The 23,230-nt window shown below is 68.9% G+C and carries 21 protein-coding genes; 10 read left to right on the forward strand and 11 right to left on the reverse strand.

What is annotated here, in order from left to right; genetic code table 11:
- Nucleotides 1-15 precede the first annotated feature (15 nt).
- Nucleotides 16-1,353, forward strand: coding sequence for an NtaA/DmoA family FMN-dependent monooxygenase (locus DK459_RS28655; protein ID WP_024067458.1), 1,338 nt, complete (start codon nucleotides 16-18; stop codon nucleotides 1,351-1,353).
- Here the strand turns inward: DK459_RS28655 and DK459_RS28660 are convergent.
- Together DK459_RS28660 and DK459_RS28665 are read right to left on the reverse strand one after the other, a co-directional pair.
- On the reverse strand, nucleotides 1,350-1,844 hold the full coding sequence (locus tag DK459_RS28660) for a hypothetical protein (protein ID WP_024067459.1): 495 nt from the start codon (nucleotides 1,842-1,844) through the stop codon (nucleotides 1,350-1,352). The two genes, DK459_RS28655 and DK459_RS28660, sit on opposite strands and share 4 nt — an antisense overlap.
- Nucleotides 1,845-1,964: 120 nt before the next feature.
- A complete protein-coding gene (locus DK459_RS28665; protein WP_110059134.1) occupies nucleotides 1,965-2,990 on the reverse strand; it encodes a hypothetical protein in 1,026 nt (341 codons plus the stop codon).
- Between the two features lie 171 nt (nucleotides 2,991-3,161).
- Between DK459_RS28665 and DK459_RS28670 the strand changes: the two genes are divergently transcribed.
- The 5 genes from DK459_RS28670 (at nucleotide 3,162) to DK459_RS28690 (ending at nucleotide 7,142) form a co-directional block, all read left to right on the forward strand.
- On the forward strand, nucleotides 3,162-3,959 hold the full coding sequence (locus tag DK459_RS28670; RefSeq protein WP_024067461.1) for a fused MFS/spermidine synthase: 798 nt from the start codon (nucleotides 3,162-3,164) through the stop codon (nucleotides 3,957-3,959).
- Nucleotides 3,960-4,089: 130 nt separating this feature from the next.
- Entirely contained in the window at nucleotides 4,090-4,998 is a 909-nt protein-coding gene (locus tag DK459_RS28675; RefSeq protein WP_024067462.1) for a DUF4261 domain-containing protein, read from the forward strand.
- Between the two features lie 290 nt (nucleotides 4,999-5,288).
- Entirely contained in the window at nucleotides 5,289-5,966 is a 678-nt protein-coding gene (locus tag DK459_RS28680; RefSeq protein ID WP_020925561.1) for a CsgG/HfaB family protein, read from the forward strand.
- A gap of 11 nt (nucleotides 5,967-5,977) precedes the next feature.
- The gene (locus DK459_RS28685; protein ID WP_047992471.1) at nucleotides 5,978-6,490 is read left to right on the forward strand and encodes a DUF4810 domain-containing protein; all 513 of its coding nucleotides are present in this window, start codon (nucleotides 5,978-5,980) and stop codon (nucleotides 6,488-6,490) included.
- Between the two features lies 1 nt (nucleotide 6,491).
- Entirely contained in the window at nucleotides 6,492-7,142 is a 651-nt protein-coding gene (locus tag DK459_RS28690; protein WP_006388126.1) for a DUF799 domain-containing protein, read from the forward strand.
- A gap of 65 nt (nucleotides 7,143-7,207) precedes the next feature.
- Here the strand turns inward: DK459_RS28690 and nadB are convergent, their stop codons facing one another.
- The 3 genes from nadB to DK459_RS28705 all read right to left on the reverse strand — a co-directional run bounded on the left by nadB (nucleotide 7,208) and on the right by DK459_RS28705 (nucleotide 11,362).
- Nucleotides 7,208-8,764 carry an L-aspartate oxidase gene (gene nadB, locus DK459_RS28695; protein WP_110059135.1) on the reverse strand — a complete coding sequence of 519 codons (1,557 nt, stop codon included), beginning with the start codon at nucleotides 8,762-8,764 and terminating at the stop codon, nucleotides 7,208-7,210.
- A 37-nt stretch (nucleotides 8,765-8,801) separates the two neighbouring features.
- Nucleotides 8,802-9,938 (reverse strand): quinolinate synthase NadA, encoded by a 1,137-nt coding sequence (gene nadA / locus DK459_RS28700; protein ID WP_045952905.1) that lies wholly within the window; start codon nucleotides 9,936-9,938, stop codon nucleotides 8,802-8,804.
- Nucleotides 9,939-10,123: 185 nt separating this feature from the next.
- A complete protein-coding gene (locus DK459_RS28705; RefSeq protein WP_070543091.1) occupies nucleotides 10,124-11,362 on the reverse strand; it encodes an MFS transporter in 1,239 nt (412 codons plus the stop codon).
- Nucleotides 11,363-11,475: 113 nt separating this feature from the next.
- Between DK459_RS28705 and DK459_RS28710 the strand changes: the two genes are divergently transcribed.
- The gene (locus DK459_RS28710; RefSeq protein WP_049055319.1) at nucleotides 11,476-12,423 is read left to right on the forward strand and encodes a LysR family transcriptional regulator; all 948 of its coding nucleotides are present in this window, start codon (nucleotides 11,476-11,478) and stop codon (nucleotides 12,421-12,423) included.
- A gap of 18 nt (nucleotides 12,424-12,441) precedes the next feature.
- On the opposite strand, the gene DK459_RS28715 is transcribed toward DK459_RS28710, so the two are convergent.
- Nucleotides 12,442-13,374 carry an N-carbamoyl-D-amino-acid hydrolase gene (locus DK459_RS28715; RefSeq protein WP_172561415.1) on the reverse strand — a complete coding sequence of 311 codons (933 nt, stop codon included), beginning with the start codon at nucleotides 13,372-13,374 and terminating at the stop codon, nucleotides 12,442-12,444.
- A 472-nt stretch (nucleotides 13,375-13,846) separates the two neighbouring features.
- Here DK459_RS28715 and DK459_RS28720 point away from each other — a divergent pair, with 472 nt between their 5' ends.
- Nucleotides 13,847-14,914 carry an ornithine cyclodeaminase gene (locus DK459_RS28720; protein ID WP_070543090.1) on the forward strand — a complete coding sequence of 356 codons (1,068 nt, stop codon included), beginning with the start codon at nucleotides 13,847-13,849 and terminating at the stop codon, nucleotides 14,912-14,914.
- A 30-nt stretch (nucleotides 14,915-14,944) separates the two neighbouring features.
- Here DK459_RS28720 and DK459_RS28725 read toward each other — a convergent pair whose 3' ends face one another.
- The 3 genes from DK459_RS28725 to DK459_RS28735 form a co-directional block, all read right to left on the reverse strand.
- Entirely contained in the window at nucleotides 14,945-16,054 is a 1,110-nt protein-coding gene (locus tag DK459_RS28725; RefSeq protein WP_026383683.1) for a YcjF family protein, read from the reverse strand.
- A gap of 65 nt (nucleotides 16,055-16,119) precedes the next feature.
- Entirely contained in the window at nucleotides 16,120-16,950 is an 831-nt protein-coding gene (panB, locus tag DK459_RS28730) for a 3-methyl-2-oxobutanoate hydroxymethyltransferase (protein ID WP_070543088.1), read from the reverse strand.
- 62 nt (nucleotides 16,951-17,012) lie between these two features.
- Entirely contained in the window at nucleotides 17,013-17,930 is a 918-nt protein-coding gene (locus tag DK459_RS28735; protein WP_006387247.1) for a LysR family transcriptional regulator, read from the reverse strand.
- A gap of 250 nt (nucleotides 17,931-18,180) precedes the next feature.
- On the opposite strand from DK459_RS28735, the gene DK459_RS28740 reads away from it, so the two are divergent.
- Both DK459_RS28740 and speB read left to right on the forward strand, forming a co-directional pair.
- On the forward strand, nucleotides 18,181-19,581 hold the full coding sequence (locus DK459_RS28740) for a sodium:solute symporter (RefSeq protein ID WP_110135214.1): 1,401 nt from the start codon (nucleotides 18,181-18,183) through the stop codon (nucleotides 19,579-19,581).
- Nucleotides 19,578-20,624 carry an agmatinase gene (gene speB / locus DK459_RS28745; protein ID WP_024067471.1) on the forward strand — a complete coding sequence of 349 codons (1,047 nt, stop codon included), beginning with the start codon at nucleotides 19,578-19,580 and terminating at the stop codon, nucleotides 20,622-20,624. Before DK459_RS28740 ends, speB begins: the two co-directional genes overlap by 4 nt.
- Nucleotides 20,625-20,636: 12 nt before the next feature.
- Here speB and DK459_RS28750 read toward each other — a convergent pair whose 3' ends face one another.
- Together DK459_RS28750 and DK459_RS28755 are read right to left on the reverse strand one after the other, a co-directional pair.
- Nucleotides 20,637-22,082 (reverse strand): glycosyltransferase family 39 protein, encoded by a 1,446-nt coding sequence (locus tag DK459_RS28750; RefSeq protein ID WP_024067472.1) that lies wholly within the window; start codon nucleotides 22,080-22,082, stop codon nucleotides 20,637-20,639.
- Nucleotides 22,066-23,097 (reverse strand): glycosyltransferase family 2 protein, encoded by a 1,032-nt coding sequence (locus DK459_RS28755; RefSeq protein WP_006387251.1) that lies wholly within the window; start codon nucleotides 23,095-23,097, stop codon nucleotides 22,066-22,068. The genes DK459_RS28750 and DK459_RS28755 overlap by 17 nt, the downstream gene beginning before the upstream one ends.
- Nucleotides 23,098-23,230 lie beyond the last annotated feature (133 nt).

Consider the following 23,230-nt stretch of genomic DNA (forward strand, 5'->3'; position numbering starts at 1 on the left):
AAGGAATCTAGCCTCATGTCATCTTCCCCTTTGTGCATCGGCCTGTCGCTGGCCGCCACGTGGTTGTCCGCCTCCGGCTGGCGACGCCCGGACAGTCGGGTCGAGCAACTGCACGGCGCGCCGTTCTACCGCGATGTGGCACGCCGCGCCGAGCAGGCGTGCCTGGACTTCGTGTTCCGGCCGGATGCCTTGTTCCTGGACGTGCCGGCGCTGGCGCGCGGGCCGGGCTTCAGCAGCCTGGATCCGGCGCTGCTGATGGCGGCGCTGGCGCAGGATACGCGGCATATCGGCCTGGTGACGACAGCCGCGACCTCGTTCAATCCGCCCTACGTGGTGGCGCGCCAGCTGCAATCGCTGGACTGGATCAGCGAAGGGCGCGCGGGTTGGAACATCGTCACCGCGTTGGACGGCAGCCGGAATTTCGGCGATGCGCCAATGCCGCCTTCGGCGCAGCGTTATCGCAAGGCGCTCGAGTTCACCGAAGTCGTGCGCGCGTTATGGCGCAGTTATCCGCAGGAGGCGGTGCTGGCGGACCGCGAGTCCGGGCAGTACGCGGATGTCACGCGTATCGCGCCGATCGCGCATCGCGGCGAGTATTTCAGCGTCCAGGGACCCCTGAATGTGCCTGGTCGCGCCCACGGCCGCATTCCCCTGTTCCAGGCGGGCGCGTCCGATTGGGGGCGCGACTTCGCCGCCCGCGTGGCGGATGCGGTGTTCGCCGCTACGCCCGATATCGAATGCGGCGTGGCGTTGCGCCGGGACCTGCGGCAGCGGGCGCTCGACCATGGCCGCGAGCCCGCGGCCATACGGGTGCTGCCGGGGTTGAGCCTGTATCTGGCGGCGTCGCGGGCCCAGGCCCGGGATTTGCATCGCGCGGCCCACGCGGACCAGGACCGGGCACGCCAGCGCCTGTACGTGGGAAGGGCGCTGGGCCTGGATCTTGAACGGCTTGATCCGGACCAGCCCATCACCGTGCGCATGCTGGGGCAACCCGGGCCCGACATGCGCAGCCCCACGCACGTGCAATTGCTGCGTCGGCTGGTCGAGCGCGAGCAACCCTGTCTGCGCGAGCTGCTGGCGCGGCCGGAGGCCGCGGCATCGGCGCATTGGACCGTGGTGGGAACGGTCGACGACGCGGTGGCCGAGATCCAGCGCCGGGCCGAGGCCGGCGCGGCGGACGGGTTCATTGCGCTGCCGGGTGGGGCGATGCAGTCGCTGGATCTGCTGCTGGACGGGGTGATGCCGCGGCTGGCGGCGATGGGATTGGCGCGGCGCGCCTACGCCGGCACCACGTTCGCGAGCAACCTGGGGCTGGCCGGGAGTTGCTGCGAGCCAGGCCGCGCGGTTCCCTAGTCGATGACCTTGCCCTGCCGGTCGATGTCCTGCCACTTGCCGCCTGACCACCAGCGATGTTCACCGTCGCTTTCTTCCTTGCAGCCGAAACCGACGCTGGCCTTGCCGTCTTCATAGGGAAAGGCGCAGTCATAGACCGGGGCGACGACGATGGCGCCGGTTTCCTCGTCCGCAAAGCCGATCTTGCCGTTCAGGCGGATGCGATAGCGGCCTTCCTTGGGGTAGTCGGGCCCGTTGTCGAACAGGTAGACCTGGTAAGGCTCCTGCAAATGCTGGTCGACCACGCGAAATCCACCCGCTTGTTTGTCAAGGTAGATGCAGTAGCGAAACGGGTTGCCGGCCACGAAGCAGTCGTCGATCCACTCGGGTTCGATGGCGCGTTGTTTCAAGGTCTGCCGGGCTTGCTCGGCGTCGGGGTCGACGTGGGTTTGCGCGGCGGCCAGGAGCGGCAACAGCAGAAAAGCGAAGCAGAGCGGGTGAAGGCGAGGCATTGCGGTAGCCGCGTCATCCGGCGCGGCGGCTGGGAGGAAAGGGGCCATCATAAGCCGGCTGCGCCCGGCCGCGCAGGGGCGCGGGCGATGCCGCTCGGCATGCCCGCGCCGCCGTCTGGTTCAGGCCGCGGCGGTCGTGGCGTCGCCGCCTTCCATGCCGCCGACGCCCACTGCCGCGCCGCCGCCGTCGATGGCCTGGGCCGTTTTTTCGGCCTCGGCCAGGGCGTCGCGGACTTCGGCGACCTGCTTCTGGGCTTCCTTGTCGTGCTGCCGCAGCTTGCTCTTGAGCATGGCGAGCAGTTCCTTCATGGCCCGGATGGCATCGCGCACGGCCTGGGCGTCGCCCTCGCGGCGCTTCTGGGCGGCCTGCGGCTCGTGGCGGGATTCGGTGGGGGCGCCGGCCTTGTCGTTCCGGTCGCCGGCCGTGTCGGTGTCGGTGTCGACGGACGCGGATGCGGCCTTGGCGGCGTCCGCCCGGGCCGCGGCGGCGGCGCCTTGTGCCGCGGTGTCGGCCGCGGGTGTGTCGGCCGTATCGGCGTCGCTGTCCAGCGCCGTGTCGCTGGCGGCGGCATAGGCCGCCAGGGCGCGGGAGGCGGCGGTCGTCGGCGTGGGCGCGCCGGCGCCCGTGGCATCGGCGCCTTCGGCCGTGCCGGCCGGCGTGCCGTTGGCGTCACCCGTGGCCGGGACGCCGCTCGCGCCATGCACCACGGGCGCGGCCGCCGCACCCGGCGACGCGCCGGCGGCCTGCACGCCGCCGCTGTCCTTGAGGGCGCTGGCGGCCTGGCCGAGCTCGCCGGCCAGCTGGCGCAGTTCACGCAGGATGGCCTTGGCCGCGGCCTTGCCCAGGAACATCAGCATCTTCTTGAGCGTGTCGATGCGCTGCTTGATCTGCGCGACGCGGGCGCGTGCCAGGTCGTGGCGCGACTGGGCCGCGTCGGTGGCCATCTGGAAGGCGGCCTTGCGCGCCTTGGCGGCGCGCTCGAGCGCATCGTCGCTGAGGATCACGCGGATCGAGACCGGTTTGTCCGCGGGCTGCGCGGCGGCCCGGTCCCGCGCCGCGTCCGCGTCGCGCCTGGCGGCGGCAGGGGCGTCGTTGCTGGCGGTGGCTGTGGTCGGAAGGAGGGTGTCGGTGAGCAGGGGCTGCATGGAGGATTCCGGTAAGGCGGGACACATGGCGTCGCGGCCGGCCGATGGCCGGCGCTGCGACGGCGAGGTGACACGACATGTACGGCAGGCCGATGCGCATTCTTTAACCGCGCCGGCAGGAATCCGTCCGACACTGCCGCGCTGCCCTGCGGCGGTGGTATCTTCTGCCCCATGTCCGTCCGTGATTCCTCCCTGTCCCTGTCCAGCGCGCCGGTGGCGCCGGATGCCGCCAGCGCCGCCCTGCCCGCGGCCCAACCCTATGTGCACGTGGCGGGCACGACGCGCACCCTGCATTTTTCCGACAAGGTCATCCAGAGCCGCATGTCGACCCTCAGCCCCGATGCGCTCGACCTCGAGTACACGCGGATGATGATGGGTTTCGTCCTGTTCGCGCCGGCGCCCGCGGACATCCTGATGGTGGGGCTGGGAGGCGGGTCGCTGGCCAAGTTCTGCCATCGCTACCTGGCGCATTCGCGCATCGAGGTGGTCGAGATCGATGCGGGCGTCATCGCCTTGCGCGATGCATTCATGGTGCCGCCCGATGGCGAGCGTTTCAGGGTGGTCCAGGCGGACGCGGCCGAGCATCTGCGCGGGCTGCGGGACGCCGCCGACGTGCTGCTGCTGGACGGCTTCGACGACGCCGGCATCCCTCCCGCCCTGTGCTCGGCGGACTTCTACGCGGATTGCCATCGCGCCCTGCGCGACAACGGCATCCTGGTGATCAACTTCCATGTGAACCATCCGCTGCACCACGCCTACCTGGACCGGGTGCGCGCCGCGTTCGGCGGCGCCATGTTCGAGGTGGTGGACGATGACATGACCAACAGCATCGTGTTCGCCTGCAAGGGCGACCTGCTGGACGATCCGGCGGCGGCCGACCTGAAGCGGCCGGCGGTCATTCCCAAGGACGCCTGGCGCCAGTTGATGCCCACCCTGCGCGTCATCGGCGCGACGCGCGAACTGAAGTGACGCGGCGCGGTTTTCCGGCGTCCGCTAACGTCCGGTAGCGCGCGGCGGGGTTTTGTTGCACATGGCGAGCCTGCGTCCGTAGCCGCCTTGCTAGCATCCACGCTTTTCCCGCACCGCCAGGATCCTTTCCATGAGCATCTTCTCCCGTTTTTTCGGTCGCGCCGAATCGTCCGCCGACACCGTCGCCCTGACGGCCAATCCCGACATGAAGGATGGCCCGAGCCTGCAGGTCGTGTTCGCCGCGCCGCTGGCGCCGCAGGCCGATGCGCTGGCGGCGGCGCTGCGCGCCTATCACCCCGAGATGCGCGAGGCGCGCGCGGAGATCGAACCGGACATGCCGGAATTGCTGGCCCTGGTCGGCTGGGGCAAGCACGTGGTTCGCCTGGTGGGTTTCAACGCGCCCTTCCCCCAGGATGCGCTGGAGGCGTGCGTGGCGCCGGCGCACTATCCCGCCGAGGTCAAGGAGCAGGTGCGCGGCCACGTCAGCCATGTGCTGCTCTACTACGCCGGCTTCGAGGAGGATCCGCTGGAGCAGTACGTGGCGCTGGCGGCGGTGGCCGGGGCGCTGACTGGATTGCAGGCCGTCGCGGTGTTGAACGAGGATGCCCACACGTCACTGCCGGCGGGGGTGTTCTCGCGCGAGTCGATGGGCGACGAGAGCCTGGAACTGCTGCGTTCGCTGCCCTTGAACATGCTGTACTGCGGCTTCGTGAAGTACGAGGTGGAAGGCGTGCAAGGCGTGTGGATGCGCACCTATGGCGCCGGCCGCTTCGGGCTGCCGGACTTCGCCGTGCTGGCCGAGGGCCATCACCAGGGCGAGCAGTATTCGAACATGTTCAACAACATCATGGCGTACCTGCTCGACAGCGGCGCCGAGCTGGCCGCCGGCCACACCATGCAGATCGGCGAGGACCGTTACATGAAGCTGCGTGAACCGCTGGAGGCCGAGTATTTCCTGCACGGCCCGCAGGCGGTGCTGGTGACGGAGATCATCGACGCCTCGCAGATCAACAAGCCGGCCGACGCCCAGGACGACTGACGGACCTACCGGCCGGCTCTTGGGCAACGGTTCGAGAGGGGGCGCTCACGAGGGAGCGCGCCCCGGCAAAAAGAGTGCCGGCACGGTGCCAATGCCCGAAAAATCTGACTCGTCCGTACGCGGAGTGTTGCAGATGGCCGAGATTGGTGATTTTTAGGACGAAATAACCGGCTTTTCTACATCAATTCTAATTATTACGACTGTATGTAATTGTATATACTCACTGCCCGATTCCATCATTTCACGCTTCGCCCGCCACGCATCGAGTGCCGGGTCTGCAGGAGTAAGGCATGTTGAGCAAGGCAGTAACGCTTGGCGCGGTGACGGTCCTGTCACTGCTGGTGGCCGGTTGCGCCACCGAACGTTCCCAGTCGGTCGCGGTACCCGCGGTCGCCGCGGCCAGCAAGCCCTACCAGGGCGTGCGCAGTCCGATCTCGGTTGGCAAGTTCGACAACCGCACCAACTACCTGCGTGGCGTCTTCTCCGACGGCGTGGACCGCCTCGGCGGCCAGGCCAAGACCATCCTGGTCAGCCATCTGCAGCGCAGCGGTCGGTTCCAGGTGATGGACCGCGACAACCTGTCCGAAATCGCGCAGGAAGCGGCGTTCAACAAAAAGGCCAGCCAGATCAAGGGCGCGCGTTACGTCGTGACGGGCGACGTGACGGCGTTCGGCCGCAAGGTGACGGGCGACCATCAGCTGTTCGGCATCCTCGGCCGAGGCAAGGAACAGGTGGCTTACGCCAAGGTCGACCTCAACGTGGTCGACGTGACGACCTCCGAGGTGGTCTATTCCGCGTCGGGGGCGGGCGAATACAGCCTGTCCAACCGCGAAGTCATCGGCTTCGGCGGCACCGCCGGCTATGACTCCACGCTGAACGGCAAGGTGCTGGACCTGGCGATCCGCGAGGCCGTGGATCGTCTGGTCGATGGCATCGAGCAAGGCGCCTGGCAACCGGTACAACCCTGATAGGTATTCCAATGTCGAACAATCTGGCGAAGGCGCGCCCGCGGGCGCTCGCGCGCATGGGGCGCGCCATGGCGGTGGTTGCCGTGGCGGGGTTGCTGGGCGCGTGCGCGCAGCAACCCAAGAGCATGTACAGCTGGCAGTCGTACCAACCTTCGGTCTACGCCTATCTCAAGGACGATGGCGCCGACTACGCGGCGCAGAGCCTGGCGATGGAAAAGAACATCGAAACCGCGCGGGCGAGCAACGCGCAATTGCCGCCGGGCTTCCGCGCGCATCTGGGCATGCTGTACCTGAAGCTGGGTGATGGCGCCAAGGGCCTGGAACAGCTGGAAGGCGAGAAGGCGGCCTTCCCCGAATCCAAGCCGTTCATGGATTTCCTGCTGCGCAATGCCAGCAAGATGGCGGACAACGCCGCGTCGGCCGCGCCGTCCGAGCCCGCGTCGGCCGCACCGTCGGCGGCGCCCGCCGCGCCCGCCGCCTCGCCCACGCCGGCCAACGCACAGCCGGCCAAGAAAGGAGCCTGAGATGAACACGATCATGCGTATTGCCGTGTTGGCGCTGGTCGCGCTGTTGGCGGGTTGCGCCGCGCCGCAGCGCAATGTGGACTATGCCGCCTTTCGCGAAAGCAAGCCGGCATCGATCCTGGTGCTGCCGCCGCTGAACACGTCCGTGGACGTGGCGGCGGGCGCGGCGGTGCTGGCGCAGGCGACCATGCCGCTGGCGGAATCGGGCTACTACGTCGTGCCCGTGGCCGTCATGGAAGAGACCTTCAAGCAGAATGGCCTGACCAACGCGGACGAAATCCACGAGTTGCCGGCCGCGCGCCTGCGCGAGATCTTTGGCGCGGATGCCGCCTTGTATATGACCGTCAAACAGTACGGGTCGAGCTATGCGGTCCTGTCCAGCTCGATCACGGTTTCGATCGACGCCGCGCTGGTGGACCTGCGCACGGGCGCCAAGCTGTGGGATGGCAGCAAGGAGGTCGTGCAAGCCAGCAACAGCAGCGGCGGCCTGATCGGCATGCTGGTGCAGGCGGTGGTGGATCAGGTCGTCAATACGCTCTCCGATCGCAGCTATGGCGTCGCCGGCATGACGAACAACATGCTGCTCAGTGCCGGTACTTCCGGCGGCATTCTGTACGGCCCTCGCTCGCCGCGCTACGCCGCCCAACCCTGACCGGGCCTTGCCGGCCACGCTGCCCTCGCCCCGTTGACCACGGCGCGAGGGCAGTGTCGCAATCGTCACGGCCGATGATTGCGGGGCGGCATTGCAGGGCTTGCGGGTAGGGCCGAACGGTCAGGCCAGTCCTGGTTGAAATGCGCGCCGCGGCTTTCGCGGCGATCGCGCGCGTCGCGTACCGTCAAATCGGCGACCAGGGCCAGATTGCGCAGTTCCAGTCCTTCCAGGCTGTCGTCGAGATGGTCGCGGGCATCGAGCGCGCGGCGCAAGGCGGCGATGTGGTCGGCGGCGCGCCGCAGCGAGGCATCGCTGCGCACGATCCCCGCTTCGAGGGTCATCAAGGCGCGCAGCGATTGCCGCAGCGGGGTGGCGAAGGCTGCCGCCGATGTGTCGCGGGCCGGCACCGCGCAGGCCGGGGTGCCGACCCGTATCCTTGCGGGGCGCGCCAGGATGTCGCGGGCCGCGGCGCGGCCCGTGACGACGCATTCCAGCAGTGAATTGCTGGCCAGTCGATTGGCGCCGTGCAGGCCGGTGCAGGCCGCTTCGCCCACCGCGTACAGGCCGGCCACGCTGCTGCGGCCGCGGGTGTCGGTGGCGATGCCGCCGCAGGTGTAGTGGGCGGTCGGCGCCACGGGAATGGGCGTGGTGGCGATGTCCAGTCCCAGCGCCAGGCAGTGCGCGTGGATGGCGGGAAAGTGCGCCAGCAGGAAAGCGCGCGGGCGGTGGCTGATATCCAGGTAGACGCAGTCGAGCGCGTGGCGCCGCATTTCGGCATGGATGGCGCGCGCGACGATGTCGCGCGGGGCCAGTTCGGCGCGGGGATCGTAGGCCGGCATGAAGCGGCTGCCGTCTGGCAGGCACAGCCGTCCGCCCTCGCCGCGCACGGCTTCGGAGACCAGGAAGCCGTCGGCGAGCGGGTGATGCAGGCCGGTGGGATGGAACTGCATGAACGCCAGGTTGGCGGTGCGGGCGCCGGCGCGCGCGGCGATGGCGATGCCGTCGCCGGTGGCGCCGGATGGCGCGGTGGTGGTGGCGTAGACCTGGCCGGCGCCGCCGCTGGCGATCACCACCTGGTCGGCGGAGACCTCGCGGCGCAGGCGCCGGTCCAGGTCCAGCAGGCGCACGCCGCGGCAGCGGCCGCCGGGCGCGTCCAACAGCAGATCGACGGCGCAGTGGCGCTCCAGCACCGTGATGGCGGCAAGCCGGGTCACCTGCTCGCCCAGCGCCGTCATGATGGCGCGGCCGGTGGCGTCGGCCGCATGCGCGATACGGCGTTGGCCGTGGCCGCCCTCGCGGGTCAGGTGCAGCGCCTGGCCCTCGGTCGTGAACGCCACGCCTTGCGCCTGCAACCAGGCGATGGCCGCGCGCGCCTGGTCGAGGATGGCGCGCGCGGCCGCCGCGTCGCACAGGCCGGCACCGGCATCCAGCGTGTCGCGCAGGTGCGCGGCCACGCTGTCGCCCGGCCCCAGCGGCGCGGCAATGCCGCCCTGCGCGTGCGGGCTGGCGCCGGCATGCAGCGCGCCCTTGCTGACCAGCGCAACCTGCCGGTGCGGCGCCAGTTCGAGCGCGGCGGCCATGCCGGCCAGACCGCTGCCGACGATGATGACGTCGAAATGCATGACGGGACCTCGCAGGAAAAGCCGATGGCCACGCGCTTCAGGCCGGGCCGACCCGCTGGAACAGCGCGCCATCGCGCGCCAGGTCGCCGCTGGCCCGCACCGCACGCTTGCGCGCCTGGGCAAAGTCCAGCATGCGATCGATCGGCGCTTTGGCGCGCCGGGCCAGCGCCGGGTCCAGCTCGATCTCGTTGATGCCGTGCTCCAGGACGTGCGCGACACCGGCCAGTCCGTTCATCGCCATCCAGGGACACTGGGCGCAGCTCTTGCAGGTGGCGCTGTCTCCCGCGGTGGGCGCCGCCAGGAAATGCTTGCCGGGCGCCCGTTGGCGCATCTTGTGCAGGATGCCCTGGTCGGTGGCGACGATCAGGCGCCGCGTATCCAGTGTCCGCGCGGCCTCGATCAGCTGGGTGGTGGAGCCGATCACGTCGGCCTGCGCCAATACCGGGGAAGGCGATTCGGGATGCGCCAGCACGCGCGCATCGGGGTACTGGGCGCGCATCAGCGCCAGCTCGGCGCCCTTGAATTCGTCGTGCACCAGGCATGCGCCCTGCCACAGCAACATGTCGGCGCCGGTCTGTTGCTGCACATAGTGGCCCAGGTGCCTGTCGGGCGCCCACAGGATCTTCTCGCCGCGCGCATGCAGGTCGGCGACCAGGTCCAGCGCGATCGACGAGGTGACGACCCAATCGGCGCGCGCTTTCACCGCGGCGCTGGTGTTGGCGTAGACCACCACGGTACGGTCGGGATGCGCGTCGCACCAGGCCGCGAAGTCCGGCGCGGGACAGCCCAGGTCGAGCGAGCAACTGGCCGCGAGATCCGGCATCAGCACGCGCTTGCCGGGGCTGAGGATCTTGGCGGTGTCGCCCATGAAGCGCACGCCCGCCACGACCAGCGTCCCGGCGGGGTGGTCGCGGCCGAAACGGGCCATTTCCAGCGAGTCGCCGACGCAGCCGCCGGTGGCTTCGGCCAGTTCCTGGATGTCGGCATCGACGTAGTAATGCGCCACCAGCACGGCGTTCTCGCGGGCCAGCAGCGCACCGATGCGGCTTGCCGCCTCGGCGCGTTCGGCGGCGGAAAGGGGGGCGGGCACCCGGGTCCAGGCCTGGCCGACGATGCCGGGCTGGCCGGCGCCGGGCAGGTCGAATTCGACGAAATGCGTGGGATCGGCGGTCATGGCGAAGGTCCATAGCGTATAAATGCTCAATATGAGCATTTATGGATTAAAAAAAAGGCGACTTATGTTTTTTTTGAGCATAAATCAGATCGCCAGGATTTTCACCCGTGTTTTCCCGAGGCGGCCTTCGCACGGCGGGGGGCGCGAGCGCGGCGGGCCGGACGACCCACCGCGCAGCGGCAACCTCAGGCCGGGCAACCGGCACGGTCACGGCGCGGGCGCCGGGCGGACCACACGCGTAGCAGCAACGCGCCGACCGCCGCGGTCGTGGCGACCACCGTGACACCGATCCAGCCCCAGTGTGCCAGCGCCAGGCTGCCCAGCGCCCCGCCGGCGGCCATGCCGATGAACACGCTGACCATCAGCACCGCGTTGAGCCGGCTGCGGGCGCCGGGATCGATGCCGTAGACGATGCTCTGGTGCGCGATCAGCGCCACCTGGATGCCGAGGTCGAAGCCGATGGCGCTGGCGGCGATCAGCCACAGCGCGGCTTGCGTCGACAGCAGCGGCAGCAGTGCCATGGCCGCGAACGAAACCGCGGTGAGCGCGGCGCCCAGGCGGCTGACGGCGTTGGGGCCGCGCCGGTCGGCGTAGCGGCCTGCCAGGGGCGCGGCCAATGCGCCCGCCGCGCCCGCCAGGCCAAAGGCTCCGGCGGCGGCGGCGCCCAGGTGGAACGGCGCGCCGTGCAGCATCACCGCCAGGGTCGACCAGAAGGCGCTGAAGCCGAGCGACAGCAGTCCCTGCGCGAGCGCGGCGCGGCGCAGTTCGCCATGCTGGCGCCAGAGTCGGGGCAGCGAGCGCAGCAATTCGACGTAAGGCAGCGCGGTGGTCGGCGCGAACGTCGGCAGGCCGCGCCACAAGGCCGCGCCCAGCGCCAGAATCGAGAGCGCCGCGACCAGGAACATTGCGCGCCAACCGAACTGTTCGGCGACGAACCCGCTGACGACGCGCGACAGCAGGATGCCCAGCAGCAGTCCCGTCATCACCGTGCCCACGATGCGGCCGCGGTGGGCGGCCGGCGCCAGCGTGGCGGCCGCGGGGACGATGTCCTGCGCCAGGGTGGCGGACAGGCCGATGGCGAAGCTGGCGGCCAGCAGTACGCCGATGTCCTGCGCCAGCGCGGCCAGCATCAAGGCGGCGCTGAGGGCGCCCGCCTTGATGAGGACGATGCGCTTGCGGTCATAGCGGTCTCCCAGCGGCGCCAGCGTCAATATGCCAAACGCATAACCGAGCTGAGTCAGCGTGGGAATCCAGCCCAGTTCGCCGGCGCCGGCGCGCAGGTCCGCGCCGAGGATGCCAAGCATCGGCTGGTTGTAATAGAGGGACGCGACCGCGAGGCCGGCGCCTATCGCCAGCAGCAGCACCAGCCGCGCGGAAAGCTCGTGGAAAGCGGGGGCGGCGTGCGCCCGGGTATCGAAGGTCATGGGGGGAATCCGTTCAGAATGGCGCACCGTCATGTGCGTATGGCGCAGATTCTGAGCGCACCGAGCGGCCTTGGGTAGCCGGCTTGGGGGTAGATCCGTTATACGATACGCGTATGAGCACCCCTGCCCTTGCCGTCGCGACCGGCACCGACCGCATGTTGTTGATCGAAACCTTCGTGCGCATCGTGGAGGCCGGCAGTCTGTCGGCCGCCGCGCTGCAGCTCGGCGGCACGCAACCGACCGTCAGCCGTCGGTTGCAGCTGCTGGAGCGCACCCTTGGGGTGCGGCTGTTGCAGCGCTCGACCCACGCCATCCGCCTGACGGAGGATGGCCAGCGCTGCTACGAGCGTGCCCGGGAGCTGCTGGCGACCTGGCAGTCGTTCGAGAATGACGTGCGCGGGGCTGGCGAGGAACTGGCGGGCACGCTGCGCGTGGTGGCGCCGCACGCGTTCGGCCAGAACCAGTTCGTCGAGCCCTTGGCGCAATACCTGCGCCAGTATCCCCGCATGCGGGTCGAATGGCTGCTGCATGACCGCGTGCCGGATTTCATCGCGGAGAATATCGATTGCGCGATCAAGGTCGGGGCGGTGCAGGACCCTTCCGTGGTCGCGCTCAAGCTGGGCGAGGTGCCGCGCAGCGTGATGGCGGCGCCGTCATTGCTGGACGGCGGACCCGTGCCCGAGCATCCGTCGGAACTGGCGCGCCTGCCATGGCTGGCGCTGCGCACGTTCTACCGCAACGAGGTGAGCCTGACCCACGTGGAGACCGGCGAGGTGTCCCGCTTCGAGATCCAGCCGCGCCTGTCCACCGATGGGCTGTATGCCTTGCGCCGCGCGGCGCTGCTGGGCCTGGGCGTGGGCATCGCGTCGGCGTGGGCCTTGCGGGATGAACTGGCCAGCGGGCGGCTGGTGCAGCTGGCGCCGGCCTGGCGCGCCGCGCCCCTGCCCGTCTACCTGATCTATGCGCCTTCGCGATTGCAGCCGGCCCGCCTGCGCCGCTTCATCGAGGTCATGCGCGAATACCTGCCGGCCGAACTGCGGTCCGGGACCGGGCAGGATTAGGGCCGGCCGCCACGGCGGTCAATCCGGCCGGGCCGTGGGCAGGGGATCGCCGGCGCCGGTGCGTTCGACGATCAGCCGGTAATGCTGCGGGCTGCGGTGCTTGGCGAAATTGAAGACGTGGTCGCGGAAGGCCTGGCCCAGGCCGAGGTCGATGCGGGCGGTAATGACTTCGTCTTCCTCGCTGCTGGCGCGGGCCACGATTTCACCGGACGGCGCCACGATCATGGAACTGCCGATCATGTGATGGCCGTCCTCGTGGCCGCACTTGGCCGCGGCGCCGATCCAGACCGCGTTCTGGTAAGCGCTGGCCTGCAGCACGATTTCGTGCGTGGTGGTGCGCAGGTGCGCGGGCTCGTCCCAATGGATATTGAGTGACGGCGTGTTGTAGCCCAGCACGATCAGCTCGGCGCTCTGCAGCGACATGACGCGGTAGGTTTCGGGCCAGCGGCGGTCGTTGCACAGGCACATGCCGATCCGGGTGCGGTCCATTTCCCAGACACCGAATCCCAGGTCGCCGACTTCGAAGAATTTCTTCTCCAGATGCTGGAAGGGGGCGTCGGGCTTGTGGTCGGAATGGCCTGGCAGGTGGATCTTGCGGTATTTGCCGATGATGCGGGCGTTGCGGTCGACCAGGATGGCGCTGTTGAACTGGCGGCCTTCGGGGGTGAGTTCGGCATAGCCCAGGTAAAAGCCCACGCCCAGTTCCCGGGCCGTGTCGAACAGCGGCTGCACGTCGGCGTTGGGCATGGATTTCTCGAAGAATCGCTCGACCGCCTCGGCGTCGTCCATCCAATAGCGCGGAAAGAACGTGGTCAGCGCCAGTTCGGGGAACACCACGAATTCGGCCTTGCGGCCGGCGGCCTCCCGCAGCATCTCGACCAGGCGCTTGACCACGGCCTGGCGGCTGTCGGCAAGATTGACGGCGCCCATCTGGGCGACGGCCAGGCCCATCTTGCGGGCGGGGGATGCATTGCTCACGATATCGATCTCCAGGTCCGCTCAGGGCATGCTGCATGCGGGCGGTGTGTGCGTTATGGGGGCGCGCGGGCGCGCCGGAAGCCGTCCCGACGCGTCGTCGCAGGCTCAAGCATGCATGTGCGGGCGGGAAACGACAAACCCGGCGGCGGCGGCCGCGAAGCGGCTCGCGGGGGCCGCGGCATCGCGCCAAGCGCTTGATATGTCGACGTATTTGCCGCATTGCGGCAGGAAATCGCGTCCGCCATGCATAACGCGCAGGCATGGGCGCCATGCATATTTCTATATCCGGGCAGCCTGGATCCGGCGGCGCCGCGGCCGGATTGCGACAAGTGGCATCGGCCGTTGCCAGAATGGCAAGTTCGCCGCGTTTTGTGTGGAAAGTGGACGCTAGGCATTGACCGGCCCATCGGCCAGAATTTCCCTACCGATACATCAGGGGAAAATAATGACGACACTGCTCACCACCACCGACGTCGCGAAAATCGTGGCCGCGCAGGGCCCGCGCAAGGTATTCGAAGACCTGCTGGATTATCTGCTGGCCGATTTCCTGCGCTGGCAGGAGTTCGACAAGAGCGCGCGCGTCGCCAGCCACTCGGCGACCGGCGTGATCGAACTGATGCCCACCGCCGACCACGAGCTCTACAGTTTCAAGTACGTCAATGGCCATCCGGGCAATCCGCTGGCCGGGCTGAGCACGGTGATGGCCTTTGGCGCGCTGGCGCGGGTCAGCACCGGCGAACCGCTGCTGATCAGCGAACTGACGTTGACCACCGCGCTGCGGACCGCCGCCACCTCCGCCCTGGCCGCGCGCGCCCTGGCGCGTCCGGGATCGCGCCGCATGGCCTTGATCGGCAATGGCGCGCAAAGCGAGTTCCAGGCCCTGGCATTCCATCACATCCTGGGTATCGACACCCTGCATCTGTATGACGTTGACGGCGCCGCCACCGACAAGCTGGCACGCAACCTGGCGGGCGTGGCGGGGCTGCGCCTGCGTCGTTTCGACAGCATTGCCGCGGCCGTCGCGGGAACCGATATCGTGACCACCGTCACGGCCGACAAGGCCTACGCCACCATCCTGACGGCCGATATGATCGAGCCGGGCATGCACATCAATGCGGTGGGTGGCGATTGCCCCGGCAAGACCGAGCTGCACGCGGATGTGGTGCGCGCCGGACCGGTGTTCGTCGAGTACGAGCCGCAGACCCGCATCGAAGGCGATCTGCAGCAGATGCCGGCGGACTTCGCCGTGACCGAACTGTGGCGCGTGCTGACGGGCCAGTGCGCCGGGCGTGGCGATGCCCGCGACGTCACCCTGTTCGACTCGGTCGGCTTTGCGCTGGAGGATTTTTCGGCGCTGCGCTGGCTGCGCGACAGCGCGCTCAAGCACGGCATCGGCACGCGCGTCGAAGTGGCGCCGCAACTGGCCGATCCGAAGGATCTGTTCGGATTGGTGCGTGCCCGCCAGACCACCGTCCGGGCGGCCCGCGACACGCAGGCGCTGCTCAGGGACTGACGCGGGACGTGGCGCGCCGCGCGCGGGCTGTCACGGTTTCATGCGCTGCTTCAAGGCCTGGGTGATCATCGGGATGTCGAGATCCTGGCCCGGATGCTTCTGGCAGAAGTCGTACAGCACCGCGACATAGGCGTTGCCCAGCAGCTTGGTGATGGCGCCGGCGGTGGTGGCGGCGATGGTGCCGCCCACGGCGCTGCCGGCGCCGGGGATGAACTTGAGCAGGCCCGACACCACCGAACGCCCGACCAGCGTGGCCGCCGACGCGCCCAGCGAGGAAGTGACGAGCGTGCTGATGGCGGCGGTGTTCAGCTCCATGCCGAAGGTGATGCCGATCTTGGCGATCATGCCGACCTGGATCGGCACCAGCGCCACCGCATCGGAAAATGGAATCGGCGCGGCGGCGGCGGACGCGGCCAGTCCGGCCGCGATGTTCACTTCTATTTCAGCCCGCTTTTTTTTTACTTCCAGGGCTTTCTGGTTGCGGGTCGATAGCGCATTGGCATAAGCGCGTTGCTGTGATTCGGGGATGTACTGGGCGGTGGCTTCGATCAGCGCGTCCAGTCCCATCGGCGGCAGGTCCGCGTCCAGTTCCTCGATGCGTTCGGGCAGCGCGCGTACCGCCACCACCTGGCGCGCGCGCGGCAACAGGGCGCGGGCCTGTTCCAGGAAAGGACTGTTCTTGCGCGCCTTGGTGAGCACGACGATAACCGGGATGCCGGCGTCGGCCAGCAGGGCGCTCAGCTCGATTTCGGCGTCTTCGACGCGGTGGCCGCTGTCCTGGATGCACAGCCAGGCGGCGTGCAGGTGCCGGTCCTGGTCATCCGCGGCGGAGCGTTCGCGGATCAGGTCGGCCAATTGCTGGCGTGAGTGGGCGTAGTCGCCCACTTCCAGGCCACGGGTGTCGATGATGGTCAGGGGGTGGCCGGGCCGCGAGAATTCCTGCGTGGTCTGGGTGACCGGCTTGCCGGCGCCTGTCTTGGCCAGCTCGCCGCGGAACACGGCGTTGATGAGCGTGCTCTTGCCCACGCCGGTCTTGCCGGCCACCAGGATGTTGACGCGTCCCGCGCCGCGCGTGGCGGTGCTGATCGCATCGGCGATGGCGTCCTGCAATTGGGGCGTGTCGTGGCGGGGCGGATTCATGGCAGGCGGCGGGCGCGGGAAACAGGCATGGCTTGATTCTAGCGATAAAAGCGCGCGGGCCGGATTCAGCCGTACAGGTGCCGCGACTCGGGAAAGCGGCGCGCGCGCACGTCGGCGGCGTAATCGCGCGCGGCCGCCTGGATGCGGTCGGCCAGGGTGTCGTAGCGTTTGACGAAGCGGGCGGTGCGCTCGAACATGCCGAGCATGTCGTCCACCACCAGCACCTGGCCGTCGCAGCCGGCGGAGGCGCCGATGCCGATCGTGGGGCAGGCGATGGCCTCGGTGATGGCCAGCGCCAGCGGCTCGACCACGCCTTCGATCACCACGGCGAAGGCGCCGGCCTCGGCAACCGCCGTGGCGTCGGCGGCGATGCGGGCGTATTCGGCATCGCCCCGGCCGCGGGCGCCATAGCCGCCAAGGATGTTGACCGCCTGCGGCGTCAGGCCGATGTGCGCCATGACCGGAATGCCACGCGTCGACAGATAGGCGATCGCCGGCGCCATGGCCTGGCCGCCTTCCAGCTTGACGGCGCTGGCGCCGGTTTCCTTCAGGACGCGGGCGGCCGAACGGAAGGCCTGCTCCGGGCTTTCCTCGTAGCTGCCGAACGGCATGTCGACCAGCACCAGGGCCTGGCGCGCGCCGCGCACCACCGCGGCGCCGTGCGCGATCATCATGTCCAGCGTGACGGGCACGGTGGACGGCAGGCCGTAGATGGTCTGCGCCAGGCTGTCGCCCACCAGCAGCGCGTCGCAGTGCGGATCCAGCAGTTCGGCCATGCGCGCGGTGTAGGCGGTGAGCATGACCAGGGGTTCGGCGCGCTTGCGGGCGCGAAACGCCGGGACGGTCATGCGGCGCGGCGCGCCGGCGGCGGAATTCAGGGTGGCGGTAGTGGACATGCGGGCTCCTGGTATGCGGCGCGCAAGGCCCGTGGACGGGCGCCGCGCGCGGCACAGGTATATCACGGCGTGGCGTCCGGCGCAGCCAGCAGCGCCGCGCGCATGTCTTCGAGGAAGGCCGCGGCGATGTCATCCAGGTGGCTGCGCCGCTTGGCCACCATGCTGATTTCGACGTCGTAGTGATAGGCGTCGGCATCCAGCGCGTGCAGCAGGCCGGCCGTCACGTACGGCGCGGCGTAGTGCTCGGGCAGGTAGCCCAGGTGCGCGCCCGACAGGATCAGGATCAGCGCGGCCTCCATGTTGTCGGCTTCCGAGGTGATGTGACGCGGGCGGCCGGCGAACGACGATTCCGGCAGCGGATAGGTGCGCCAGGTCCAGTCGGCGTCGGCGATGTCCGCTTCGGTGACGCGGCCGGCGCGCGCCGCCAGCGGATGGCTGGCGCCGCAGTAGGCGACCTGCCTTTCCTGGAACAGCGGCGTGTAGTCCAGCATCGGCACGCGGTGCAGGAAATAGCCGATGGCCACCTGCATTTCGTCTTTCAGGATCAGTTCCTCCAGTTCGCGCGGGCTGCGGATCAGCACCGACAGGCGCACCGCTTCGTCGCGCCGGCGGAATTTCTCGATGGCGTGGCCGATGCGCGCGTTCTGCGCCATGGTGGCGTTGCCGATCAGGCCCAACGTGAGGTTGCCGACCAGTTGCCGGTGCATGTTGCGCGCCTGCGCGCTGAAGTCGTCCAGCGAGGCCAGCGCGCGCCGCGCCAGCTTGTCGAAGCGCTGCCCCTTGGCGCTCAGGCGAAAGCCGCCGCGGCCGCGTTCGCACAGGGTGAAACCCAGGCGGGTCTCCAGCGTGGCCAGTTGGCTGCTGATGGTGGACTGGCCCACCCCCAGCAGCGCCTGCGCGGCGGAGACGCCGCCGGCGTCGACGATGGTGAGGAAGACGCGGATCAGGCGCAGGTCGAGGTCGGAAACGTTCGAGAGCATAGGGTAATCACCGACAAAACATCGATGAGTATCGATGTGAATTTTCCGAACTAGGCATGGATGGAAAAAGCCCGGATTTCTATTATTCCACCCGGGTTGTCGATTCGATGCAAGGCCGGCGCTGGCGCCGGCAAGCGCGCGAACCGGGGTCTGGAAGGATGCATTTTCCAGATTCACTTCTATTTCAATAGCTGTTTTGCCGGCGGCGCTCGATGGCCCGTGCCGCACGTGACGAAACAAGGGGAAGAACATGGTTCTGGACATCGGTGTAGTCGTGGCCTACCTGGCCGCGATGCTGTTGCTGGGGTGGTATGGGATGCGGCAGGCCCGGACGCACGAGGATTTCCTGGTGGCGGGCCGCAATCTGGGGCCGGCCTTCTACATGGGCACCATGGCGGCCACGGTGCTGGGCGGCGCCAGCACCGTCGGCACGGTGCGGCTGGGGTATGTGCATGGCATCTCCGGCTTCTGGCTGTGCGCCATGCTGGGCCTGGGCATCATCGTGCTCAACGTGTTCCTGGCCCGGCCGCTGCTGAAGCTGCGCATCTTCACCGTGACGCAGATCCTGGAGTTCCGCTACAGCGCGCGCACCCGGCATGTCAGCGCGCTGGTGATGATGGCCTATGCGCTGATGCTGGCCGCGACCTCGGTGATCGCGACCGGCACGGTGATGCAGGTGCTGTTCGACATGCCCTTCTGGCTGGCGATCCTGGTGGGCGGTGGCGTGGTGGTGGTGTATTCGGCGGTGGGCGGCATGTGGTCGCTGACCCTGACCGACATCGTGCAGTTCCTGATCAAGACCGTTGGCCTGATGGCCGTGCTGCTGCCGATCTGTCTGTCGCGGGTCGGCGGTTGGGACCAACTGGTGGCGAAACTGCCGGCGGCCAGCTTCGAGCCGACCGCGATCGGCTGGCCCACCATCGTGACGTACTTCCTGATCTATTTCTTCGGCATCCTGATCGGCCAGGACATCTGGCAACGCGTATTCACTGCCCGCAGCGAGCGGGTGGCGAGACTGGCGGGCGCTGCGGCGGGGCTGTATTGCATCGTCTATGGCCTGGTGGGCGCGCTGATCGGCATGACCGCCAGGGTCTTGCTGCCCGACCTGGACAACGTCAACAACGCCTTTGCCGCCATCGTCCAGGCCGAGTTGCCGGCTGGCATTCGCGGCCTGGTGATCGCGGCGGCGCTGGCGGCGATGATGTCCACCGCCAGCGCGGCGATGCTGGCGTCTTCCACCGTGCTGGCCGAGGACCTGCTGCCGGCCTTGCGCGGCGGCCGCGGCTTTACCCACGTGCGCAGCCATCGCCTGATGACGCTGCTGGTCGGCCTGGCCACGCTCGGCATCGCGCTGGTGGTCGACGACGTGCTGGACGCGTTGACCTGCGCCTACAACCTGCTGGTCGGCGGCATGCTGGTGCCGATCCTGGGCGCCATCTGGTGGCGCCGTGGAACGACCGCCGGCGCGATCGCCAGCATGCTGCTGGGCTGCGCCACGGCGATCGGCTTCATGATCCGCGACGGCCTGGCGGCCAACACGCCGATCTACGCCAGCCTGGCCGTCAGCGCCGTCAGTTTCATCATCGTCAGCCTGATCGGACAGGCGGCGGCGCCGGTTCACGGCGATTCATCTTCCAGGAGCACCCCATGAGTTTCACCCCCGAGAAACTGGCCGCGCTGCGTGCCCGGTTTGGCGGAGCCAACGAGGCCGTCATCCACGATCCGCACTTTCGCGCGGTGGCGGCCAACGTCATCGACGACAGCGGCACCCGCAGCGCGCCCTATGCCGGCATGCCGACATTGCTCGACGCGCCGGCGCGGCAGGTCGACTGGACCCAACCGGATTTCGGCGACCTGCAGGTGGCGCTGCTCGGCGTGCCGATGGATCTGGGCGCCAGCAACCGCAGCGGCTGTCGCTTCGGGCCGCGCGCGTTGCGCGCCATCGAGCGGGTCGGCCCCTACAACCATGTGCTCAAGTGCGCGCCGGTGCGCGAGCTGCGCGTGGCCGACATCGGCGACGTGCCGATGCGCAGTCGCTACAGCCTGGAACAGTCGCACGAGGACATCCACGCGGCCTACGAGAAACTCGTGGCAGCCGGCGTCGCGCCGCTCTCGGTGGGCGGCGACCATTCCGTGACACTGCCCATCCTGCGGGCGCTGGGCGCCCGGCAACCCGTGGCGCTGGTGCATTTCGATGCGCATTGCGACACCGGCGGCCCCTTCGACGGCAGCCGCTTCCATCACGGCGGGCCATTCCGCCAGGCGGTGCTGGAAGGCGTGCTCGACCCGACGCGCACGATCCAGATCGGCATCCGTGGATCGGCCGAATACCTGTGGGAGTTCTCGTATGAATCCGGCATGACCGTGATCCATGCGGAGGACATTCCGCGGCTTGGGGTGGACGCCATCATCGCCCAGGCGCGAGCCATCGTCGGCGACGCGCCCGTGTATGTGTCGTTCGACATCGATTGCCTGGATCCCGCTTTCGCGCCCGGCACCGGCACGCCCGAGGTTGGCGGCGTGACGGTGCGCGAGGCCCAGGCCATGCTGCGCGGGCTGGCGGGCCTGGACATCGTTGGCGGCGACCTGGTGGAAGTGGCGCCGTCGTATGACGCCACCGCCAACACGGCGCATGCGGGGGCGCAGATCCTGTTCGAGATCCTCAGCCTGATGCGGCTGCGCGGCCCGCGCTGAGACGCTGGCGCTTCAGCGCACAGTGGCGCCCGCCACCCGCAGCAAGGTGTAGCGCCGGCTCGAGTACAGGGGCGTTACCGTGCCGTGCCAGCCCGCCAGCAAGCTGCCAGCCTCGTCCTTGGGGACCGCCAGGAAAACCCGCTGGCCGGGTTCCGGCAGCACGGCGGCCAGGTCGGCGGGCTCGATCAGACCGGCGGTATCGCGCGAATAGTAGCGGGCCGAGAACGGGCGGCTGTCGACGAAGTAAAGCCTGTCGCCTTCCCGCATGGCGGCTTCGGCCTGTTGCACCAGCTGCTTCTCCGTCTTGTAGTGAACCGGCCGGGCCCATGCCAGCAGCGCCAGCGCCAGCGCGGCGGCCGGCGCCAGCGCCATGCCCGCCAGCAGCAGCCTGCCCGGGCGCGCCGCGCGCCACTGGCTGGCCTGGTTGCCGAGCGCCAGCGCCACCGGCGGCAGCGCCGGCAGCACATAGGTCCACAGGATGTTGCCCGACAGCGTGAAGAAGGCCGGCGTGGCCAGCGCCCAGGCCAGCAGGTAGGTCGTGGCTGGGTCGCGCAAGGCCGTCGGCACGCGCCGGCGTAGCGGCGCTTGGCGACGCGGCCACAGCAACAGGCCAAGCCAGACCAAGCCCCATGGCAGGGTCGCCAGCAGCCAGTCCAGCCAGATGGCGCCGTAAGGCCGTTGGTGGGCCGAGCCGTAGCGGTCGCCCTGCCAGCCCGGATCGACGAAGCGCAGGAAGTGTTCACCGATGATGAAGTAGCGCAGGAAGCCTGGCGTCTTGAGTTCGGCGGCGATGTACCAGGGCAGCGCCAGCATCAGCGTCAGGGCGATGCCGCTGGCCCAGGGCAGGGCTTGCAGCTGTGCGCGTCCATTGCGGTGCCACAGCATCCACGGCACGATCGCGGCGGCCGTCAGCACCACCGCCAGCGGCCCCTTGGACAGCAGGCCGATCGTCAGGCCTGCAAAGAATCCATAACGCCACCATGGGCGGGGCTCGCGTGGCGCCAGCAGGAAGGAGACCATCGACAGCGTGATGCCCAGCGCCAGGAACGCGTCGGTCAGCACCGCGCCGGCGCTGGCGAACGGCAGCAGCATGGTGGCGAACAGCAGCGTGGCCCAGCGCGCCGCCTGTTCGCCGTGCAGGCGGCGGCCGCACGCATGCACCAGCGCCAGCACGCCCAGCATGGCCAGCCACGATGGCAGGCGCACCGCCAGTTCCGACAGGCCGAGCAGCCGGATCGACAGCGCCGGCGCCCAGAACGCGAGCGGCGGCTTGCCCCAGAATGGCACGCCCGGCTCGAACCAGGGCGTGATCCAGTCGCCGCTTGCCGCCATCAGGCGGGCGATTTCGGCATAGCGCGGCTCGGAGGTGTCGGCCAGCGGCATCAGCGTCATTGCCAGCAGCCGCAACGCCAGGATGACGCCCAGACCCAGCAGCAGGCCCCTAGAAGTTAACCGCATGCGGACCCTTGCCGGTGTCGGCCAGCGGCAGGACCGCCGCGGCGCTGTGCTGCACCTCGCTCACAAGGTAGACGGGCCGCTGCTTGGCTTCCATGTAGGTCTTGCCCATGTATTCGCCCAGCAGGCCGATGGTGATCAGCTGAATGCCGCTCAGGAAAGTGATCATGGCCATCAGCGAGGGATAGCCCTCGACGGGATCGCCGAAGATGAGTGTCTTGAAGATGATGGCCAGGCCAAACAGCGCGCCGAGCAAGGCGGCCGTCACGCCGGCGGCCGTGGCCCAGCGCAGCGGCGCGGTGGAGAACGAGGTGATGCCTTCCATTGCCAGCCGCAGCAGCGCGAAATAGTTCCACTTGGTGGCGCCGGCGGCGCGGGGAGCGCGGTCGTAGTCGATGACGCGGGTGGGCATGCCGATCCAGGCGTACAGGCCCTTCATGTAGCGGCATCTCTCGGGCAGCCGCAGCAGCGCGTCGACCGCGCGCCGGCTCATCAGGCGGAAATCGCCGGTGTCCGGCGGGATCGCGGCCCGGCTCAGGCGGCTGAGCAGCCGGTAGTAGGCATAGGCCGAGGCGCGCTTGAGCCAGCTTTCGCCCGCGCGGCTGCGGCGCCGCATGCAGACCACGTCGGCGCCCTCGCGCCAGGCCCGCACCATGTCCGGGATCAGTTCCGGCGGGTCCTGCAGGTCGGCGTCCAGCAGGATAACGGCCGCGCCCGTGGCATGCTCCAGGCCCGCCGTCATGGCGGCCTCTTTGCCGAAGTTGCGGCTCAGGCGCACCAGCTTCAGCCCGGGCTCGCGCGCCATGAGGCCCGCCAGGTATTCGGCGCTGCCGTCCTGGCTGCCGTCGTCGACGAACACGATTTCCCAGGGTTCGCCCAGGGCGTCCAGCACCTGCCGCAGCCGCGCGTGGCACAGGGGCAGTACCTCGCGTTCGTTCAGGAAGGGAATGATGATGGAGACCTGCACCGGACGCGGCGGGGTCCGTGGCAAGGTCGGCAGATCAGGATAGGGACGCATTGTCTGGGTACTTTCAGGTGGAGCTGACGGGCCACGCAGGCCGTGAAGCGCCGGCGTTTCGCCACTTTATTGGGCCGTCTTCGACAGCTTCCGGACGGCGACATTACATTTGCGCAAGGGTCGAGGCCGTGGG

It is taken from the genome of Achromobacter sp. RW408 (assembly GCF_003184165.1).
GTDB lineage: Bacteria > Pseudomonadota > Gammaproteobacteria > Burkholderiales > Burkholderiaceae_B > Achromobacter > Achromobacter xylosoxidans.

Excerpts from the sequence above, each read along its gene's own strand:
- DK459_RS28660 (WP_024067459.1), bottom strand. The coding sequence starts at position 1,844 with ATGCCTCGCCTTCACCCGCTCTGCTTCGCTTTTCTGCTGTTGCCGCTC.
- speB (WP_024067471.1), top strand. The coding sequence starts at position 19,578 with ATGAGTTTCACCCCCGAGAAACTGGCCGCGCTGCGTGCCCGGTTTGGC.
- DK459_RS28675 (WP_024067462.1), top strand. The coding sequence starts at position 4,090 with ATGAGCATCTTCTCCCGTTTTTTCGGTCGCGCCGAATCGTCCGCCGAC.
- DK459_RS28705 (WP_070543091.1), bottom strand. The coding sequence starts at position 11,362 with ATGACCTTCGATACCCGGGCGCACGCCGCCCCCGCTTTCCACGAGCTT.
- DK459_RS28710 (WP_049055319.1), top strand. The coding sequence starts at position 11,476 with ATGAGCACCCCTGCCCTTGCCGTCGCGACCGGCACCGACCGCATGTTG.
- DK459_RS28740 (WP_110135214.1), top strand. The coding sequence starts at position 18,181 with ATGGTTCTGGACATCGGTGTAGTCGTGGCCTACCTGGCCGCGATGCTG.
- DK459_RS28755 (WP_006387251.1), bottom strand. The coding sequence starts at position 23,097 with ATGCGTCCCTATCCTGATCTGCCGACCTTGCCACGGACCCCGCCGCGT.
- DK459_RS28735 (WP_006387247.1), bottom strand. The coding sequence starts at position 17,930 with ATGCTCTCGAACGTTTCCGACCTCGACCTGCGCCTGATCCGCGTCTTC.
- DK459_RS28685 (WP_047992471.1), top strand. The coding sequence starts at position 5,978 with ATGTCGAACAATCTGGCGAAGGCGCGCCCGCGGGCGCTCGCGCGCATG.
- DK459_RS28715 (WP_172561415.1), bottom strand. The coding sequence starts at position 13,374 with ATGGGCCTGGCCGTCGCCCAGATGGGCGCCGTCAATCTTGCCGACAGC.
- DK459_RS28655 (WP_024067458.1), top strand. The coding sequence starts at position 16 with ATGTCATCTTCCCCTTTGTGCATCGGCCTGTCGCTGGCCGCCACGTGG.
- panB (WP_070543088.1), bottom strand. The coding sequence starts at position 16,950 with ATGTCCACTACCGCCACCCTGAATTCCGCCGCCGGCGCGCCGCGCCGC.
- DK459_RS28750 (WP_024067472.1), bottom strand. The coding sequence starts at position 22,082 with ATGCGGTTAACTTCTAGGGGCCTGCTGCTGGGTCTGGGCGTCATCCTG.
- DK459_RS28690 (WP_006388126.1), top strand. The coding sequence starts at position 6,492 with ATGAACACGATCATGCGTATTGCCGTGTTGGCGCTGGTCGCGCTGTTG.
- DK459_RS28720 (WP_070543090.1), top strand. The coding sequence starts at position 13,847 with ATGACGACACTGCTCACCACCACCGACGTCGCGAAAATCGTGGCCGCG.
- DK459_RS28665 (WP_110059134.1), bottom strand. The coding sequence starts at position 2,990 with ATGCAGCCCCTGCTCACCGACACCCTCCTTCCGACCACAGCCACCGCC.
- nadA (WP_045952905.1), bottom strand. The coding sequence starts at position 9,938 with ATGACCGCCGATCCCACGCATTTCGTCGAATTCGACCTGCCCGGCGCC.
- DK459_RS28670 (WP_024067461.1), top strand. The coding sequence starts at position 3,162 with ATGTCCGTCCGTGATTCCTCCCTGTCCCTGTCCAGCGCGCCGGTGGCG.
- DK459_RS28725 (WP_026383683.1), bottom strand. The coding sequence starts at position 16,054 with ATGAATCCGCCCCGCCACGACACGCCCCAATTGCAGGACGCCATCGCC.
- DK459_RS28680 (WP_020925561.1), top strand. The coding sequence starts at position 5,289 with ATGTTGAGCAAGGCAGTAACGCTTGGCGCGGTGACGGTCCTGTCACTG.
- nadB (WP_110059135.1), bottom strand. The coding sequence starts at position 8,764 with ATGCATTTCGACGTCATCATCGTCGGCAGCGGTCTGGCCGGCATGGCC.